General features: G+C 73.4%; 9 protein-coding genes and 1 pseudogene. 6 read left to right on the top strand and 4 right to left on the bottom strand.

Annotated elements, in window-relative coordinates:
* Positions 1-189 precede the first annotated feature (189 nt).
* Positions 190-852 carry a DedA family protein gene (locus Sm713_RS22575; protein ID WP_212911366.1) on the top strand — a complete coding sequence of 221 codons (663 nt, stop codon included), beginning with the start codon at positions 190-192 and terminating at the stop codon, positions 850-852.
* A gap of 177 nt (positions 853-1,029) precedes the next feature.
* On the opposite strand, the pseudogene Sm713_RS22580 reads toward Sm713_RS22575, so the two are convergent.
* Positions 1,030-1,551: pseudogene (locus tag Sm713_RS22580) on the bottom strand (gamma carbonic anhydrase family protein); the annotation flags it as partial.
* A 193-nt stretch (positions 1,552-1,744) separates the two neighbouring features.
* On the opposite strand from Sm713_RS22580, the gene Sm713_RS22585 reads away from it, so the two are divergent.
* Positions 1,745-2,647, top strand: a complete 903-nt coding sequence (locus Sm713_RS22585; protein WP_212911368.1) for an acyltransferase — start codon at positions 1,745-1,747, stop codon at positions 2,645-2,647.
* 195 nt (positions 2,648-2,842) lie between these two features.
* On the opposite strand, the gene Sm713_RS22590 is transcribed toward Sm713_RS22585, so the two are convergent.
* Positions 2,843-3,709, bottom strand: a complete 867-nt coding sequence (locus tag Sm713_RS22590; RefSeq protein ID WP_212911369.1) for a DMT family transporter — start codon at positions 3,707-3,709, stop codon at positions 2,843-2,845.
* Between the two features lie 96 nt (positions 3,710-3,805).
* Between Sm713_RS22590 and Sm713_RS22595 the strand changes: the two genes are divergently transcribed.
* Both Sm713_RS22595 and Sm713_RS22600 read left to right on the top strand, forming a co-directional pair.
* Positions 3,806-4,378, top strand: a complete 573-nt coding sequence (locus Sm713_RS22595) for a helix-turn-helix domain-containing protein (protein ID WP_212911370.1) — start codon at positions 3,806-3,808, stop codon at positions 4,376-4,378.
* Positions 4,379-4,529: 151 nt separating this feature from the next.
* Positions 4,530-5,084, top strand: a complete 555-nt coding sequence (locus Sm713_RS22600; protein WP_212911371.1) for a YbaK/EbsC family protein — start codon at positions 4,530-4,532, stop codon at positions 5,082-5,084.
* Between the two features lie 171 nt (positions 5,085-5,255).
* On the opposite strand, the gene Sm713_RS22605 is transcribed toward Sm713_RS22600, so the two are convergent.
* Entirely contained in the window at positions 5,256-7,250 is a 1,995-nt protein-coding gene (locus tag Sm713_RS22605; RefSeq protein ID WP_249416443.1) for an ABC transporter ATP-binding protein, read from the bottom strand.
* Positions 7,251-7,325: 75 nt separating this feature from the next.
* Positions 7,326-7,592, bottom strand: coding sequence for a tautomerase family protein (locus Sm713_RS22610; protein WP_212911372.1), 267 nt, complete (start codon positions 7,590-7,592; stop codon positions 7,326-7,328).
* A gap of 556 nt (positions 7,593-8,148) precedes the next feature.
* On the opposite strand from Sm713_RS22610, the gene Sm713_RS22615 reads away from it, so the two are divergent.
* Both Sm713_RS22615 and Sm713_RS22620 read left to right on the top strand, forming a co-directional pair.
* Complete coding sequence (locus tag Sm713_RS22615; RefSeq protein WP_212911373.1) at positions 8,149-17,730, top strand: hybrid non-ribosomal peptide synthetase/type I polyketide synthase; 9,582 nt, start codon at positions 8,149-8,151, stop codon at positions 17,728-17,730.
* Entirely contained in the window at positions 17,717-19,429 is a 1,713-nt protein-coding gene (locus tag Sm713_RS22620; RefSeq protein WP_212911374.1) for an NAD(P)/FAD-dependent oxidoreductase, read from the top strand. Before Sm713_RS22615 ends, Sm713_RS22620 begins: the two co-directional genes overlap by 14 nt.
* Positions 19,430-19,440 lie beyond the last annotated feature (11 nt).

Here is a 19,440-nt window from a genome sequence, read left to right on the forward strand (position 1 = left end):
AGACGGCCACGCGACCCGGACGCCCGGTCGCGGCCCGGCCGACACGCCTCCTCGCCCTTCGGCGGCGCACCGTCCCGGCGGGACCAGCAGGTAGGCTTCCGTACAAGCGTGCAGGGGGTGCGCGGACAGCGCGCGGCCGAGCCGGCGGACCAGGGCCGTGGCGAGGCGGGCAAAGCGGGAGGACCGGGGTTGAACGTCCACGAGTGGCTGATGCACATTCCGGCGGTCAGCGTGTATCTGCTGGTGGCCCTGGTCATCGGCACGGAGAGCCTCGGCATCCCGCTGCCGGGCGAGATCATCCTGGTCGCCGCCGCGCTGCTGTCCTCCCAGCAGGGGCACATCGACCCGTTCGTCCTGGGCGCCAGCGCGAGCGCCGGTGCCGTCATCGGCGACTCCATCGGCTACGCCATCGGACGCAAGGGCGGCCGCCCGCTGCTCGCCTGGCTGGGCGCGAAGTTCCCCTCACACTTCAGCCCCGGCCATGTGGCCACCGCCGAGCGGTCCTTCGAGAAGTGGGGGATGTGGGCCGTGTTCTTCGGCCGCTTCATCGCCCTGCTGCGGATCTTCGCCGGCCCGCTGGCCGGTGTGCTCCACATGCCGTACTGGAAGTTCCTCATCGCCAACCTCCTCGGCGGGGTGATCTGGGCGGGCGGCACCACGGCCGTCATCTACTACCTGGGTCTGGTCGCCGAGTCCTGGCTCTCCCGCTTCTCCTGGGTGGGCCTGGTGCTCGCGGTGCTGATCGGGCTCGCGTCCTTCGTCGTCATCCGGCGCCGGGGGAAGAAGGCGGAAGAGGCCGGCGCGGCGCACGCGGAGCAGGAGAAGGAGCCCGCCGGCGCGGACGCCGAGTAGCGGAACCAACCGCCCCCGGCCGGCGCCCTACCTCTGCTAGTGCTCCTTGTCGTCGCCCTCTGCCGCCCCTGTCGTCCCGCTCTCGCCGCCGCCGTCGGACTCCTCCGGGGTGGGCTCGGGGTCCGGCAGGTGGAATTCGTGGGCGCCGCGGAGCTCGCGGCGGATGTGACCCTCCGCATGGGTGGCGGCATGCGCCTTCGCAAGCTCGATGTAGACGGTGGCGTTGAGGGTGATCCCCTCGCGCTCCTCGTCCGTGAGCGGGCGGCGCACCTTCGCGGGCACGCCGGCGACCAGGGACCCCGGCGGCACCTGCATGCCCTGGGGGACCAGCGCCTGCGCGGCGATCAGCGACCCCGTCCCGATCACCGCGCCGTTCAGCACGGTCGCCCCCATCCCGACCAGGCACTCGTCCTCGATCGTGCAGCCGTGCACCACCGCGTTGTGGCCGACCGAGACCCGCTCGCCGATGGCCACCGGGAAGCCCGGGTCGGAGTGCACGGTGGAGTTGTCCTGGATGTTGCTGCCCGCACCGAGGGTGATGGGGCTGTAGTCGGCGCGCAGCACCGCCCCGTACCAGACGCTCGCGCCGGCCTGGACGCTCACCTCGCCGATCACGACCGACCCGGGGGCGATGAAGGCGCCGTCCTCGATCAAGGGATCCTTGCCGCCCACCGCGCTGATCAGTGCTCGGTCGGTCATCGGCGTCTCCTCGCTGCGTTGCGGGCCGTCTGCCCGGCACGGCTGTGCGCCGGGTCACACTCGTTACGGTACGAGACCGGTGGCGCGCGACCGCAGGTTAAGCGATGCGCCGTCATCCCCCGCGGCCGGGGTGGGGCGAAGATCACAACCGGTGCCCTGATGGCCCCTTGCCGGCGCTGAGTACGGTGGGCGGGTGGCGACGAACAAGAACGTGTTCTCATCCCCGGTGGGCTGGGGGCGCCGTCTTGCGCAGTACCTGATCCACAGGTGCTGGGCGTGGGCCCAGGCTGCCGGAGCGGTGACCGCACAGCATCCGGGCCGGCTGCGGTTCGCTTCGATCGGGGCCGGGACCCGGCTCGCCTTTCCCCAGGGCACCGTCTTCGGCGAGCCGTGGATCCAGCTCGGATCCCACTGCATCGTCGCGGAGCAGGTCACCCTCACCGCCGGCCTGGTGCCGGGCGTCGACCTCGGGCCCGAGCCCGTGCTGCGGATCGGCAACGGGGTCGTCATCGGCCGCGGTAGCCACGTCATCGCGGACACCAGGGTCACCATCGGAGACGACTGCTACTTCGGTCCGTACGTGTACATCACTTCCACCAACCACTCGTACGACGACCCGCACCAGCCCATCGGCAGGCAGTGGCCCCGCATGGAGCCGGTCGAGATCGGCCCCGGCTGCTGGATCGGCACCGGCGCCGTGATCCTGCCCGGCGCCGTCGTGGGGCGGAACGTCGTGGTCGCCGCCGGCGCGGTGGTGCGCGGCACGGTGCCGGACCACACGGTGGTCGCCGGCGCGCCGGCCCGGGTGGTGCGGCGCTGGTGCCCCGAAGACGGCTGGCAGCCCCCGTTGCGTACGCCCGCACCCGTGGCCATCCCCGAGGGCATCACCCCCGAGCAACTGCTCGCACTCGCCGCCGCCGAGGAGTCGGAAGCGGCGAACGCCGCCGGAGGTGCGGAGGGCCGGGAGAGCGGGGCCGGCGCGGATGGCCTCACCGCGGGTGCCGCCACCGCCGGGGCTGCCACCGCGAGTGCAGCCATCACGGATACCGCTGGTGCGGACGCAGCCATGGCGAGGGGCGTCTCCGCGGAGACCTGAGCCCTTGAGTCTTCTCAGCCCCTTGAGGCCACAGGCACCTGAGCCCCCTTGAGTCTTCTCAGCCCCCTGAGGTCACAGGCACCTGAGCCGCTTGAACCTTCTGGCCCCCCTGAGGGCACAGGCACCTGAGCCGCTTGAGCCCCGTGAGGCCGCCCCCCCCCAGCACCCTCAGCTCCCTAGCCCACCCTCGAATCCTCACCCCGTCGCCAGCAGCACCGCCCCGAGTATCGCCAGACCCGCCCCTGCCGCCTGTATCCCCCGTAGCCGCTCGCTGAGGAAACCGCGGGCCGCGAGCGCGGTGACCACGGGGTAGAGCGAGGCGAGCACGGCGGCCACGGCGACCGGACCCTGCCGGGATGCCACGGCGTAGGTGCCGTTCGCCGCGACGTCGGCCAGGCCCACGAAGGCGAGCGCGGGCAGAGTACCCGTGATCACGCGTATGCCGCCGTCCTGGGGCAGCGCCGCCTTCCCCCTGCGTATCGACACGAGGAGCGCCGACCCGCCGACCAGGACATTGGTGACCCGCTGTACCAGGAGGGCGAGGAACAGGCCCGTCGTGTTCGTGGAGGCGTGCGAGATCAGGGCCATGACCGTGCCGAAACCGGCCGCGGCGACCAGGGTGAGGGCGACCGTGCGGCGCTGCACCGGTTCGCCGCGCAGCTCCGGGCCGCCCGCGAGTATCACCCCGATCACCGCGACGGCGATGCCCGCGGCCTGGAGGATGCCGGGCCGCTCGCCCAGCACCAGGCCCACGCCCACCGGGACCGCGACGCTGAGCGAGCCGAGGGGCGAGACGACTCCCATGGGGCCGAGTGCCAGGGCGCGGTAGAAGGAGAACATGGCGACCGTGCCCACCAGGCCGGCGCCGACGGCGAACCAGAGCCGGGGTCCGGCCTCCGGCCAGCCGCCGGTCACGGCGACCAGGGTGGCGAGCACCACGACGGCGCAGCTCTGCGACACCACGACCACCGTGAGCGCGGGGATGCGTCTGGTGAGCAGGCCGCCGCCGAAGTCGGCCAGCCCCCACAGCAGGCTGGTGAGCAGGGCGATGGAAGCAGACATGGAGACCTCGCAGGGCAGTACAGTGCAGTGCATCGTCAGTACACCACACAGTAGTTCAGTACACTGCACTCTGTCATCCAGAATATTGGACGGAACGTGTCGGACCTCGACCAGCTCACGCAATCGCTCGCGCGCAACCTCCGGCGGTGGCGCGGCGAGCGCGGCTACACGCTCGACGGACTCGCCTCGCGCGCCGGGGTCAGCCGCGGAATGATCATCCAGATCGAGCAGGCGCGCACCAACCCCAGCGTCGGCACCACCGTCAAGCTCGCCGACGCGCTCGGCGTCAGCATCGCGACGCTGCTCGACCAGGACCAGAGCCCGACGCTCAGGCTGGTGCCGGAGGACCAGGCGGTGCGGATGTGGTCGACGCCCGCGGGCAGCAGCAGCACGCTCCTGGTGGGCACCGAGCAGCGCGGCCCCCTGGAGCTCTGGGCCTGGAAGCTGATGCCGGGCGACACCAGCACCTCGGACCCGCACCCGGTCGGCACCACCGAGCTGCTGCACGTCGAGGAGGGCACCCTCACCGTGGCCGTCGACGGGCACGACCACACCGTTCCGGCCGGCACCTCCGCCGTCTTCGAGTCCCACGTGCCGCACGGCTACCGCAACGACGGCGCCGAGCCGGTACGGATGAAGATGGTCGTGTCCGTTCCACCGCATCCCTGACACGCGGCGCCGTACCGCGCCGGCCGCGGTCGCCACACGTCTCCGCCCGGTATCGCACCGGCCCGGTCACCCCACGCCCCCGTCACCCGGCCCCGCCGGGCCCCGCCCCCGGCGGACGTTGCCTCGGCCCGGCGGCTGCTAGCGTTTCGCCATGCGTGCACCCATCGGAGGCTTCGCCGACGCCATCCCCGCCCCGGAGTGCCTGGACCGGCTCGTGGCACCGGTCGCGGACGCCGTGCGGCAGTGGACCGGCAGCGTTCCCGCAGAGCAGCTTCTCCACGTCGACAGCGAGCCCGAGTGGGCCGACACGGCGACGTTCGTCGAGCACTACGGGAGCGATCTGCTGGACACGTCGGCCAACTGCGTGGTCGTGGCGGGCAAGCGGGGCGGGACGACCACTCTCGCGGCCTGCGTGGTGCTGTCCGCCACCCGCCTCGACGTCAACGGCGTGGTCCGCCGCCACCTCGGGGTCCGCAAGGCCTCGTTCGCCCCGATGGAGACGGCCACCGGCGAGAGCGGCATGGAGTACGGCGGCATCACCCCCATCGGGCTGCCCGCGGACTGGCCGCTGCTGGTGGACTCGGCCGTCGCCGACCTTCCGCACGTCCTGATCGGCAGCGGGCAGCGCCGCGGAAAGCTCATCGTGCCGGGCAAGGCGCTCGCGGGGCTGCCCGGCGCCGTCGTCATCGAGGGCCTGGGAGCCTGACGCCGCGGCCCTGTTCCGGGTCTGGGCCCGGTCGGCCACGGTGGTCGCCGAAGCCGCGGCGGGCGCACAAGCAGCCGTGGCCGTAGCTGAGGCCTACGCAGCCGTAGCTGCCGCCGTGACCGTCGCGGTGGCTGTCGCCGCAACCACCGCGATAGCCGTACGGGCCCCGTGTCACGGCGCCACCGGATGCAGCCGTGCGTAGACGCCGCCCCGGTCGAGGAGCTGGCGGTGGGTGCCGACCTCGGCGATACGGCCGCCGTCCATCACGACGATGCGGTCGGCGCCCTGGATCGTGGAGAGCCGGTGGGCGACCACGAAGACCGTGCGGCCCCGCACCAGCCGCCGCAGAGCCTGCTGGACCAGTGCCTCGGAACGGTTGTCGAGCGCGGAGGTGGCCTCGTCGAGGACGAGCACCCGCGGATCCCGGATCAGGGCGCGCGCGATCGCAAGGCGCTGCTTCTGCCCTCCCGACAGCCGGGCGCCGCGCTCCCCGACCACGGTGTCCAGGCCCAGCGGCAGCCGGTCGACGAACTCCAGCGCGTTGGCGTCCCGCAGGGCCTGGCGCACCGCCGCCTCGTCCGCGTGCCCCCGGCCGTAGGCGACGTTCTCGCGGACGCTGCCCTCGAAGAGGATCGACTCCTGCGGGACCACGGACAGGAAGCGGCGGTACGTCCGCAGGTCCAGCCCCGCCATGTCCGTGCCGTCGAGGAGGATGCGCCCGGAGGTGGGGCGGATGAAGCCGACGAGGAGGTTCAGCACCGTCGACTTGCCCGCGCCCGAGGCGCCCACCAGGGCGACCGTCTCGCCCGGCCGCACGCAGAGGCTGAAATCGCTGACGGCCGGCGCCCCGGCGCCCTCGTACGCGAATCCCACCCCCTCGAAGTCGATCCGGCCCGCGACCCGCTCCACGCGCTGCTTGCCCGCGTTGCTCTCCAGGTCCGGGGCCTGGAGGACCTCGCCGGCCGAGCGCACCGACTCCAGGCCCTTGGTGACGATCGGGGCGAGTCCGAGGAGGCTGGTCATCGAGCTGGTGAGCACGGTGAAGAAGGCGCTCAGCATGACGACGTCGCCCGCCGTGAGCGGCAGCCATCCGTAGTAGGCGACCAGTGCCGAGCCGGAGAGGCAGGCAACGCCCAGGATGTTGAGCAGGATCCAGGCCAGCGAGCCGAACCTGCCGTTGAGCCGGTCCAGGCGCAGCCCGGCGGCGGACACCTGCCGCAGCGAGCCGTCCACCCGGCCCAGCGCCGCGTGCTCCAGGCCGTGGGCGCGGGTGATCGGTATCAGGCTCGTCATCTCGCCCACCCGCGAGGACAGCTGCTCTATCTCGCGCCGGAACGACTCGTTGTGGCCGCGCAGCCTGCCGCGCAACCGCCTCACCAGAACGGCAGCCGCCGGTACCACCACCAGGAAGACCGGCAGGAACGACGGCACGCGCAGCCCGATGGTCACCAGGCCGCCGCAGAGGTTGACCACGGCCCCCAGTCCCAGGTCGGCGGACTGCTTCGCCATCTGCTCGATCGCCTCGACGTCGCGCACGACCTTGGCCTGGAGCACGCTCGAACTCACCCGGGAGTGGTAGCCGATCGACAGCTGCTGCATCCGCCGGCAGAGGGCCGAGCGCAGCACCGTGCTGGTGCGCCGGATGCTGGTGGCCAGGCAGTGCACGTAGAGCTGGTTGAGCGGGTAGTTGAGCAGCAGGATCACCAGCAGCACCGCCGTGTTGACCCACAGCTCCGTCACGGGGCGGTGCGACACCACCACGTCCAGCACGTTGGCGGTGATCAGCGGCAGCAGCCACACCGGACTGTGCTTGACGAGGAACGCCCCGACCGCGAGGGCCAGCCGGCCGCGGTCGGGGCGGAAGAGGTACGCGAGCGTCCGTAGCGGATGTTCACCTCGGTATCGGTGGTCCAGCGAGTCGGCATCGACGTGGCGGGGCGGGTCGGTGTCCCCGCCTCCGGAAGAGCCGGAGTCCCCGTCCCCGGACGGGCCCGTGTCCCAGTCTCCCGGCGGATCGGCGTCCGCGGGGTCGGCCGGGGCGGAGGAGAGGCAGGCACCTTGCTGAGCGGCGGCGGGGGAGTCACCGGGCGGGGCGGTGGACGGAGCGGTGGGGGAGGGGGACGGCTCGTCGGCGGAAGATGCATGCGCGAAGGGCGACTGCGTCATGCCTTCATCCCACCGCCGCCCCCGGCGCCCTGCAACCCCGTTTCGTGCGGCGCCGCGGGGCATCGCGGCCCGGGTTCAGGACACCTCGCCGCCGACACCGGAGCGGCCGGGCGGCATTCCGACCAGCAGGACGGCCACCCGTTCCCGCACGGACTCACCGAGCACCCCGGCCACGGCGTCCGTGACCGCGGCGATGAGCCGCTCGGAGGCGCCCGGCTCGCCGAGGGCGGCCTCGCGCATGCTCAACGTGACGACGGGCGCCGCGTCCTCGGCCGGCTCGCCGCCGCGGCATCTGTCGCTGCTGTCGCCGTCATGGCAAGAAAGAGCCTCCGGCGTACGCATACGGAAAGCATCGCAATGGCGGAAGACCCGCCCTTCCTCGTATTCACGTTCGCCGTCCGAATGCCCTTCCGTATTCCGCCGTGAGGGGGAACGGCAGTGGTGCGAACGTATGCGCTGCGTGAACTTCCCAGCTCCGACGGCGTGTTCGAAGGCGCCGGGGACCCGGGGAGGGGGGGCCGGGCGCAGTTCGTACGACATTAGGTGCATCGTAACGAAGAACTTTTCTGTCGTTGCAAGATTTGCTTGGGCGTGCCGTGGCCGGTGGCAGAATTCGGGAGCCGGATCGGCCGCTCCCTTTCCGGCTGCCCATTCCTACTCCCCTTTATCTTGCGGCTGTGCCACGGCGCGGCCGGCCATCTCCGCCCGACCAGGCCCTCGACCCGGCCGACCTGCGCTCGGCGACCACCGCTGACAGCACGTCCGAGCCCGGCTGCCGGGAGGTCCGGCATGCCCGCGGTACCGCGGACGTGCTCAGGCCCGGCACCGCCGACCCGTCGCGGGCCCCTCCCGTCGCTCGTCCACTCGCGCCACGGCGCCCTCACCCATGGAACGGACCATGACGGATTCGCTCTCTGCTGCCTCTTCCGACCGGATCGCGATCATTGGAATCGGCTGCCGCTTCCCAGGCCGCGCCCGTGACCACCGGACGTTCTGGCGGAACCTGATCGACGGCAGGGACTGTCTCACCCCCACACCTCCCGACCGGTACGACGTCACGACCCTCGGGAGCCGGGACAGAGACCGGCCCGGACGTCTTGTGGGAGGCAGAGGCGGGTATATCGACGGGTTCGACGAGTTCGATCCGGCCTTCTTCGGGATCAGCCCGCGCGAGGCCGGACACATGGATCCGCAGCAGCGCAAGCTCCTGGAAGTGTCCTGGGAGGCGCTGGAGGACGGCGGGCAGCGGCCGGCGGAGCTGGCGGGCACCAGGGTCGGCGTCTACATCGGCGCCTTCACGCTGGATTACAAGATCCTTCAGTTCTCCGACCTGGGCTTCGAATCGCTGGCCGCGCACACCGCGACCGGCACCATGATGGCGATCCTCGCCAACCGCATCTCGCACTGCTTCGACTTCCGCGGCCCCAGCATGTCCCTCGACACCGCGTGCAGCGGGTCGCTGGTCGCCGTGCACCTGGCGCGCCAGAGCCTGTTGCGCGGGGAGAGCGAACTGGCCCTCGCGGGCGGGGTGATGCTGCACATGGCGCCGCAGTACACCATCGCCGAGACCAAGGGCGGCTTCCTGTCGGCGGACGGCCGGTCGCGCACCTTCGACGCCGCCGCCGACGGCTACGTGCGCGCCGAGGGCGTCGGGGTCGTGGTGCTCAAGCGGCTGGCGGACGCGCTGCGCGACGGCGACCCGATCCACGCGGTGGTGGCCGGCACCGGGGTCAACCAGGACGGCCGGACGAACGGCATCACCGTGCCCAACGCCGACGCCCAGGTCACGCTGGTCGAACGGGTCTGCGCCGAGGCCGGCATCACACCGGGAGACCTCCAGTACGTCGAGGCCCACGGCACGTCGACACCGGTCGGCGACCGCATCGAGGCCGCCACGCTCGGACAGGCGCTCGCCATCGGCCGCAAGCCGGGCGCCACCTGCTATGTCGGCTCGGTCAAGACGAACATCGGCCACGCCGAGTCCGCCGCCGGCATCGCCGGGCTGATCAAGACCGCGCTCGCCCTCAAACACCGTCGGATCCCCCCGCACATCAACCTGGAGCGGCTCAGCCCCGCCATCGACGAGGACCAGCCGTACGAGATCCCGACGCAGGCCGTGGACTGGCCCGAACACGACGGGCCCGCCCGGGCCGGCGTCAACTCCTTCGGCTTCGGCGGCACCAACGCCCACGTCCTGCTGGAGGAGGCACCGCCGCGCCGCCCCCTGGCCGAGGCCGAGCGGAAGCCCGCGCCCACCGTCCTGCCGTTGAGCGCCAAGGACCCCGCGCTGTTCCCGGAACTCGCCGCCGGCATCCGCCGCGAACTGGCCGGCGCGGACGGCCCGCCCGTCTCGCTGGACGACCTCGGCCACACCCTGGCCCACCGGCGCCAGCACCACGAGCACCGGATGTCGGTGGTGTACTCCTCGCGGCAGACCCTCGACGAGGCACTGGCGGCCTTCGAGCGCGGCGAGGCCCACCCGGGGGTGCTGACCGGCCGGCGGCGCGAGCCGCGGCACCGGAAGCTGGCGTGGGTGTTCACCGGCATGGGACCGCAGTGGTGGGGCATGGGGCGCGGGCTCTTCGAGACCGAGCCGGTCTTCCGCGAGGCGGTGCTGCGCTGCGACCGCGAGATCCGCCGCCAGGCGGGCTGGTCGCTGGCCGACGAGCTCGCCGCCGACGAGGCCGACTCCCGCATGGCCGAGACCTGGCTGGCCCAGCCCGCCAACTTCGCCGTCCAGGTCGGGCTCGCCGCGCTCTGGCGCAGCCGCGGCATCCGGCCCGACGCCATCGTGGGGCACAGCACCGGCGAGGCGGCGGCGTTCCACGAGGCCGGCGTCTACAGCCTCGCGGACGCCGTGCGCATCGTGCTGCACCGCAGCCGCCTCCAGCAGAAGCTCGCCGGCACCGGCACCATGCTCGCCGTCGGCCTGCCCGAGGCCGAGGCCGAGCGGCGCATCCTGCCGCACCGCGACCGGGTGTCGGTGGCCGCCGCCAACAGCCCCTCGTCGACGACGCTCTCCGGCGACCCCGAGGTGTTGCGGGAGATCGCCGACCGGCTCGGCGAGGAGCAGGTCTTCGCCCGGTTCCTGACCGTGCAGGTGCCCTACCACAGCGTCCGGATGGACGAGATCAAGGACGAGCTGCTCGCCGCGCTCGCCGGCCTGGCACCGCGCCCCGCGGAGGTACCGCTGTACCTCACGGCGCAGGAGGGCACCGCGCACGGCACCGAACTCGACGCCGCGTACTGGTGGCGCAACGTCCGCGACCAGGTGAGGTTCCGCTCCGCCGTCGACGCGCTCGCCCGCGACGGGTACGGCGTCTTCCTGGAGATCGGACCGCACCCGGTCCTCGCCCACGCCATCCGCGAGTGCCTCCAGGAGGACGGCGCGCCCGGCGCGGACCCCGGCACCGCGCCCGCCGCCGAGGCGTTGGACGGCCGGCCGAAGAGCCTGGTGCTGCCGTCGATCCGGCGCGGGGAGGACGAGCCGGAGCGCTTCACCCGCTCGCTGGCTGCCCTGCACAACGCCGGCGTCCACGTGGACTGGGACGTGCTCCAGCCCACCGGAGGCCCCGTCGCCCTGCCGCCCTACCCGTTCCGGCGCGAGCGGCACTGGGTGGAGCCCGCGCCCGTGCGGCAGGTCAGGCTCGGCCTGCTCGACCACCCGCTGCTCGGCCGCCGCACCGCGCACACGCACCCCACCTGGGAGTCGCGGCTCGACCTGGAACGCCTGCCCTACCTCGCCGACCACCGCATCCAGGGCAACGTCGTCTTCCCCGCCGCCGGATACCTGGAGATGGCCGCGCAGGCGGTGCGCTCGCTCACCGGCGGCGAGGCCACCCTCGCGGGGATCGAGCTGCACAGGGCGCTGTTCCTGCCCGAGGGCGCCTCACCCACCGTTCAGTTGACGCTCGATCCGACCAGCGCCCGGTTCACCGTCGCGACCCCCGGCGAGCCCGGCACCGTGCACGTCACCGGAGCCGTCCACGCCGAGCAGCGGCGCAGTCCCGGCGAGCCGCTCGACGCGGCGGCCGTCCGCGCCCGCAGCCACCGCCACGTGAAGCGGGCGGACTGCTACGCGGCGCTGGCGGGGCCCGGCTACCAGTACGGCCCCGCGTTCCAGGGGATCGAGGAGGTGTGGATCGGCGAGGGTGAGGCGCTCGCCCGGATCCACCCCCAGGCACTGCCGGCCGAGGACGCCGCGGACAGCCACGTCCACCCCGTGCTCCTCGACGCCTGCCTCCAGACCCTGCTGGCGACACGGCTGCCCGAACCCGCCGGCCCCGACGGCGACGCCGGACCCGCCGGCGGAATGCGGCTTCCGGTGTCCATCCAGGAGGTCCGGCTGCTGCCGGCCGGCGAGGGCCCGCTGTGGGCGCACGCCACCGTCGTGCGGGACGACAGCGGTGAACTGACCGGCGACATCGCGCTGTACACCGACGACGGCGCACCGCTCGGCCGGGTCACCGGCTGCACCGCCGTCGACGTCGAGCACGCCGCCGGCTCCGTCGGCCAGGACACCATCGACGGCTGGCTCGCCGAACCCGTCTGGACCCAGCTGCCGCCGGCCGAGGACGCCGCCGCACCCCCCACCGCCCTGCTCGTCCTCGCCGACCGCGGCGGCGTCGGCGACGCGCTCGCCGAGCTGGCCCGCTCCCGCGGCGCCCGGTGCCACCTGGTCCGGCACGGCACCGCCTACGCGCACGACAAGGACGGCAGCACGGTGCGCCCGGGCCGGGCGGAGGACCTCAGGCGGCTGTTCGCGGAGCTCGACACGCACGTGGACACCGTCGCGCACCTCTGGAACCTCGACCTTCCCCCGCTCGACGCGGCCGCCCACGGCGACCTTGGGGAGCACGCGGGCCTCGGCGCCTGGTCCCTGGTGTGCCTCGCCCAGGTGCTGCCGTCCGCCTGCCCCGGCGCGCGCCTGCACATCGTCACGCGCGGCGCCCAGGCCGCGGCCGGGCAGGACCGCGTCGAACCGCTGGGGGCGTCCGCATGGGGCGTCGGCCGGGTGCTGTGGCAGCAGGAACTCACCGCGCACCGCGGCAAGCTGATCGACCTGCCCAGCGGGGACGCGGACGGCGGCGGAGCCCGGGCGGCCGAGGCCGAGGCGCTGCTGCGCGAGATGTCCGGCACGGAAGCCGCCGGCGCACCCGGCGAGGAGGAGATCGCCCTGCGCGGCGGGCAGCGGTACACCTGCCGGCTGAGGAGGCCGGAGGGCCTGAGCCGCCCGCTGCCGCTGCGGCTGCGGCCCGACGGCAGCTATCTGGTCACCGGCGCGTTCGGCGCGCTCGGCCGGCTGCTGTGCCGCACGCTGGTCTCGCGCGGCGCCCGCCGGCTGATCCTGGCCGGACGCACCGGACTGCCCCCGCGCGAGCTCTGGGCCACGACCGATCCGGCGACCCCCGCCGGGCAGCGGATCGCCTTCGTCAGGGAGCTGGAGGCGATGGGCGCGCAGGCGCTGCCCGCGGCGCTGGACATCACCGACGAGGCCGCGTTCTCCGGCTGGCTGGCCGGGCACCGGCGGCGCGGACTGCCCCCGGTGCGGGGCGTGTTCCACCTAGCCGGGCAGGTCAGGGACGCGACCGTGCCCGAGATGGACCGGGCGGCCTTCGATGACGCCTATGGCCCGAAGGCGGCCGGCGGCCTCCTGCTGCACCGGCTGCTGCGCGACGAGCCGCTCGACCACTTCGTGCTGTTCTCCTCCGTCGCCTCGCTGCTCACCACCGCCGGCCAGACCAACTACGCCGCGGGCAACGCCTTCCTCGACGCGCTGGCCCACCACCGCAGGGCCCGGGGCCTGCCCGCGCTCAGCCTCGACTGGGGCCCCTGGGCCACCGGCATGATCGAGGAACTGGGACTCGTCGAGCACTACCGCACCGCGCGCGGCATGAGCTCGCTGACGCCGGGCGCCGGCATGGCCGTGCTGGAGCGGGTCATCGGGCAGCACCCGGCACAGCTGCTGGTCGCCACCATCATCGACTGGCCGGTCTTCCTCGCCTGGTACCCGGCACCGCCGCCCCTGGTGGCCGAGCTGGCCGCCGGCCGCGAGGACCGGCCCGCCGAGGACGCGGACGGCTTCCTCGCGCGCCTGACCGCGGCAGGCGAAGGGACCCGCAGGCAGCTGCTGACGGAGCGGTTCAGCACCCTGATCGCGGACGTCATGGGGATCGGAGCCGGCCGCATCGGCCCCGCCGACGAGCTGGGCGCGCACGGTCTCGACTCCCTGCTGGCCATGGAGCTGCGCGCCCGCGTCCACGCCGACCTCGGCGTCGCCCTGCCCGTGGTGGCCCTGCTCGGCAACGCCTCCGTCGACACCCTCGTCACCAAGCTCTCCGACGGCCTCGGCGCGCACCTGAGGTCCGGCGTGGGCGAGGGCGGCGCCCCGGACTCCGGCAGCGCGCCCGTCCCCGAGCACACCGACGAGCGCTGCTACCCGCTGACGCACAACCAGAAAGCGCTGTGGTTCCTCAAGCAGCTCAACCCCGACGCCTTCGCCTACAACATCGGCGGCGCCGTCGAGGTGCGCACCGTGCTCGATCCCGAGCTGCTGTTCGCCGCGTTCCGCACCCTGGTCGAGCGGCACCCCGCCCTGCGGGCGTCCTTCGTCCTCCAGGACGGCGGCCCCGTGCAGCGGATCTCGCCGGATACGCGGGGCGAGACGCGCCTGTTCGACGTCGAGGGCCGGCCGTGGGAGGAGGTGCACGGCATGATCGTGCGCGAGTACCGCAGGCCCTACGACCTGGCCACCGACCCGCTGGTGCGGCTGCACCTGTTCCGGCGCGGCCCGGACCGCTGGGTGATCATGAAGGGCGTCCACCACATCGTCTCCGACGCCATCTCCACGTTCACCTTCATCGAGGAGCTCTTCGCACTCTACGAGGGGATGCGGCAGGGCAGGCCGGCCGAGCTGCCGCCCGTCCGCGCCCGCTACCTCGACTTCCTCAACTGGCAGAACGCGTTCCTGGCCGGCCCTGACGCCGAGCGGATGCTGAGCTACTGGCGGGAGCACCTGCCCGCGGAGCTGCCCGTCCTCGCGCTGCCCACTGACAAGCCCCGCCCGCCGGTGCAGACGCACAACGGCGCCTCCGAGTTCTTCCGGCTCGACGCCGAACTCAGCGCCCGCGTTCACGCCCTGGCCCGCGAGCACAACGTCACCGTCTTCGTCGTGCTGCTCAGCGCCTACTACCTGCTGCTGCACCGCTACTCGGGCCAGGACGACATCGTGGTCGGCAGCCCCGTCACCGGCCGCACCCAGGAGGAGTTCGCCGGGACCTACGGGTACTTCGTCAACCCCCTGCCGCTGCACGTCAGCCTCGCCGACGCGCCCACGGCCGCCGACCTCCTCCAACGGGTGCGGGGCGCGGTCCTCGGCGGGCTCGACAACCAGGAGTACCCGTTCGTGCTGCTGGTCGAGAAGCTGGGCCTGCGGCACGACCCCAGCCGCTCGGCGGTCTTCCAGGCGATGTTCATCCTGCTCGCGCACAAGGTCTCCACCGAGCAGTACGGATACCGGCTCGACTACATCGAGCTGCCCGAGGAGGAGGGGCAGTTCGACCTGACGCTGTCCGCCTACGAGGACCGCGCGGACGGCTGCTTCCACTGCGTCTTCAAGTACAACTCCGACCTCTTCGTGCCGCGCACCGTCCGCCGGATGTCCGCGCACTACGTACGGCTGCTGGACGCGCTCACGCGCACCGCCCCCGGCCGGCCGGTCGGGGCGCTGCGGATGCTGGACGCCGCGGAGCGCGGCCTGATCCTCGACGAGTGGAGCGGCGCGGGACGGCAGAGCCCGCCCGGACCCGCCGCCCACGAGCTGATCCGGCGCGCCGCGGCCGCCTGCCCGGACGCCGTCGCCGTGTCGGCGCCCTCCGCGTCCGGGAGCTCCCGCACACTCACCTACGGCGAGCTCGAACGGGACTCCCGGCGCGCGGCCCGCGCACTCCGGCAGCTGGGCGCCGGCAAGGGCGCCACCGTCGCCGTCTGCCTGGAGAAGTCGCCCGAGCTGATCTCCGTCCTGCTCGCGGTCTGGCGGACCGGCGCCGCCTACCTGCCGCTCGACCCCGAGCACCCCGCCGACCGCCTCGCCCACCTGACCCGCAACGCGGGAGCCACCCTGATCGTCACCGCCCCCGGCACGCCCGCACCGCCCGGCACCACCGCCAGCGTCGTCACCCTGGACCACCTGCTCGGCACGCCGGACCCCGGTGCCGGCACCGCCTGTCCCGCCGTACCGCACCCGCGGCGGGAGCAGGCCGCACAGGATCCGCACGGCGAGGATCCGTACGACGAGGAGCCATACGGCGAGGATCCGCACGGCGAGGAGCCGGATGGCGAGGCTCCGCACGATGAGGCCGCCCGCGGGGCCCTGCCCGACCCGGACGCCGAGGTCTCCCCGGACGACACCGCCTACGTCGTGCACACCTCGGGCTCCACCGGACGCCCCAAGGCCGTCCGGATCAGCCACCGGAGCCTCGCCTCGGCCTACCAGGCATGGCGCGCCGCCTACCGCCTCGACGACGACGTCCGCGTGCACCTCCAGATGGCCGGCGCCGCCTTCGACGTCTTCACCGGCGACCTGGTGCGGGCCCTGTGCTCCGGCGGCACGCTGGTCCTCGTCGGCCGGGACCTGCTGTTCGACACCGCCCGCCTGCACCGCACGATGGTGAGCGAGCGCGTCGACTGCGGGGAGTTCGTGCCGGCCGTGGCCCGGGCGCTGGTGGGCCACTGCGAGGAGCGCGGTGCCCGGCTGGACTTCCTCCGGCTGCTGGTCGTCGGCTCCGACACCTGGAACGCCGCCGAGCACCGCAGGCTGCGCGCCCTGTGCGGCGCCGGCACGCGGCTGGTCAACTCCTACGGGCTGACCGAGGCCACCATCGACAGCACCTGGTACGAGGGGCCGGTCGACGCCCTCGAACCGGGCAGGACGGTGCCCATCGGCCGTCCCTTCGCGGGCAGCACCGTCTACGTCCTGGACGAGCGCGGCGAACCGGTGCCGCCGGGGGTGCGCGGCGAGCTGTGGATCGGCGGCGCGGGCCTCGCCGACGGCTACGCCGGCGATCCGGAGCAGACCGCGGAGCGCTTCGTCGACCGCATCTTCGACGGCCCCGGCGCCGGCACCGGCCCCTTGCGTCTCTACCGCACCGGCGACCTGGCCTGCTGGGACGGGGACGGCGTGCTGCACCTGCTGGGCCGCGGCGACAGCCAGGTCAAGGTGGCCGGCCACCGCATCGAGACCGGCGAGATCGAGGCGCTGCTCGTCCAGCACCCCGACGTCGCCCAGGCCGCGGTGACGGTCCGCCGCTCCGAGCTCCTCGGCGCCGAGGGCGTGCTCTGCGCCTACTGCGTGCCCGCGCCGGGCGCGGGCGCCCAACCGCGGGAGCTGCGCCGGCACCTCGCCGAGTCGCTGCCCTCCTTCATGGTCCCCGCGTACTTCACCGAGGTCCCCGCGCTGCCGTTGACGTCCAACGGCAAGGTCGACGCCGCCGCGCTGCCGGCTCCGGTCTACGACCCGGGTGGGGACGCCCACGAGCCACCCGTGACGCTGTACGAGCAGCGGATGGCCGCCCACTGGGAGGAACTGCTCGGCCTGACCCGGGCCGGACTCGACGACGACTTCTTCGTGGCCGGCGGCAGCTCCGTCAAGCTCATCGAGCTGATCCACCGGCTGCGCACCGAGTTCGGCATCGACGTCCCGGTCAGCCTGCTGTTCCGGGTCACCACGCTGCGGGGCATGGCCCGCACGGTGGAGCACGTGGTCACCGGGCGGATCGCGGGCACCCAGCCGTACCTCGTCTTCAACACGGAGGCGGGCGAGAGCCGGGCGGTGTTCTGCTTCCCACCCGCGGGCGGGCACGGCCTCGTCCACCGGCAGCTCGCCGCACACCTGCCCGAGCACCGGCTGATCGCCTTCAACCACCTGCCAGGCGACGACAAGGTGGCCCGCTACGCCGACCACGTCGCGGACCTGACCGGAGACGCCCCCTGCACCCTCTTCGGCTACTCGCTCGGCGGCAACCTCGCCTTCGAGGTCGCCAAGGAACTGGAGCGCCGCGGGCTGACGGTGTCCGGCGTGATCATCGTGGACTCCTTCCGGGCCCGCGAGGCCTACCCGCTCGACGCCGAGGCCGTCGCCGCCTTCGAGGACGAACTCCGCGAGCACCTGCGCCGGCACACCGGCTCCGAGACCGTGGCCGAGGAGACCATGCAACAGGCCCGCGAGTACCTGGACTTCAGCAGCCGCACGCCCAACCTCGGCACGGTGGCGGCCCCCCTCACCGTGATCTCCGACGAGGACAAGCTGCCCCTGTACGAGGAGGGCCGCCGCGGGAGCTGGCACGGCGCCTCCACCGGCCGCACCGTGCTGCTGCGGGGCCACGGCCCGCACGCGGAGATGCTCGACGGCGACCACGCGCTGCGCAACGCGAACCTGCTGCGGTCCGTGCTGACCGAGGACGTCGCCCATGCCGGCGCGTGAGACCGGCCCCGACTGGGGCGCACGCGACCGCCCGCCGGGTGCGCCGCCGCGGGTCATCGTGATCGGCGCCGGCGTCGCGGGCCTGGCCACCGGCTGCTACGCGCAGATGAGCGGCATGGAGACACGGATCTTCGAGAAGCACGTCCTGCCGGGCGGCTGCTGCACGGCCTGGTCCCGCGACGGGTACCTCTTCGACTACTGCATCGAGTGGCTGATCGGCACCGCCGAGGGCAACGACGCGCACCGCGTCTGGCGCGAGCTCGGCGCCCTGGACGGCAAGACGGTGGCCAACTTCGAGCTGTTCAACCGCGTCGTGGACGTGGACGGCCGGTCGGTCACGTTCTACAACGACCCCGACCGCCTCGAGCGGCACCTGCTCGCCGTCTCACCCGCCGACGGCCGCCTGATCAGGGCGTTCTGCCGTGACCTGAGGCGCTTCGCACGCCTGCACCTCCACCCGTTTCTGACGCCCCCTCCGCTGCGCACGGTGCGCGAGCGCGCCGATCTGCTGCGGGCGGTGCTGCCGCGGCTGAGGCTGCTGTGGCGTACGGCGGCCACCCCGATGCACGCCTACGCCGACCGCTTCCGTGACCCGCTGCTGCGCCGCGCGTTCCGGAACATCTTCTTCCAGGACCCGGAGGGCTTCCCCCTGCTGCCGTACCTGTTCAACATGGCCGAGGCGTACAACGGCAACGCGGGCTTCCCGCAGGGCGGCTCGCTCGGCCTCGCCCGGTCGATCGAGCGCCGCTACACCCGGCTCGGCGGCACGATCGGCTACCGCTCCCGCGTCGAGCGGATCCTCGTCGAGGACGGCCGCGCGGTCGGCGTGGAGCTGAAGGGCGGCGCGCGCCACTACGCGGACCACGTCGTGTCGGCCTGCGACGGGTACACCACCGTCTACGGCCTGCTTCAGGGGCGCTACACCGGGCCCCGGATCGAGCGGCTCTACGAAGAGATTGTTAACAGGCCCGATGCGCTCTTCCCCGCCGTGGTGTCGGTCTTCGTCGGAGTGCAGGGCACGGTGGGTGAGAGCGACCCGCACAGCACCACCTACCTGCTGGACCCCGAGCAGGCCGCCCGGTTGCCCGGGGCCCTGCAAGGGAGCCTCGTGGTGCAGCTCCGCTCCCGTTACACCGACGGCCTCGCCCCGCCCGGCAGATCCCTGCTGCACTGCACCTACTTCAGCGACCACCGGTCCTGGAAGGACCTGCGCACCCGCAGCCGCCGCGCGTACCGGGCCCGCAAGCAGGACGCCGCCGACGCCGTCCTGGACGTCCTGGAGAGCCGCTACCCGGGCATCTGCGGACGCGTCGAGGTGGTGGACGTCGCCTCGCCCGCCACCACCGAGCGCTACACCGGCAACAACCGCGGCAGCATCCTCGCCTGGAAGGCGTTCTCGGAGGCCGACGACGTGGCGGCCCGGCTGGTGTCCCGGGACCGGATGCGGCTGCCCGGCCTCGCGGGCTTCTCCATGGCGGGGCAGTGGGTGGGCCTCGGCGGCCTGATCCGGGCGGCGTCCACCGGGCGGTTCGCGGTGCGGTACCTGTGCGAGGAGCTCGGGGTGCCGTTCCGCGCCTGGGAGAGCACCGACGACGAGCCCTGGCACCCCGGCAGGCTCGGCCGGCTGCCCCAGCTCGACCGGTGGCGCGCGCAGCGGCCGACGACGACCGGCCCGGCACCGAGAGGGGGAGCGGCATGACGGCGCCCCGG

It is taken from the genome of Streptomyces sp. TS71-3 (assembly GCF_018327685.1).
Classification (GTDB): Bacteria; Actinomycetota; Actinomycetes; order Streptomycetales; family Streptomycetaceae; genus Streptomyces.

Coding starts and splice junctions, on each gene's coding strand:
- Sm713_RS22615 (WP_212911373.1), top strand. CDS start 8,149: ATGACGGATTCGCTCTCTGCTGCCTCTTCCGACCGGATCGCGATCATT.
- Sm713_RS22600 (WP_212911371.1), top strand. CDS start 4,530: ATGCGTGCACCCATCGGAGGCTTCGCCGACGCCATCCCCGCCCCGGAG.
- Sm713_RS22605 (WP_249416443.1), bottom strand. CDS start 7,250: ATGACGCAGTCGCCCTTCGCGCATGCATCTTCCGCCGACGAGCCGTCC.
- Sm713_RS22610 (WP_212911372.1), bottom strand. CDS start 7,592: ATGCGTACGCCGGAGGCTCTTTCTTGCCATGACGGCGACAGCAGCGAC.
- Sm713_RS22620 (WP_212911374.1), top strand. CDS start 17,717: ATGCCGGCGCGTGAGACCGGCCCCGACTGGGGCGCACGCGACCGCCCG.
- Sm713_RS22590 (WP_212911369.1), bottom strand. CDS start 3,709: ATGTCTGCTTCCATCGCCCTGCTCACCAGCCTGCTGTGGGGGCTGGCC.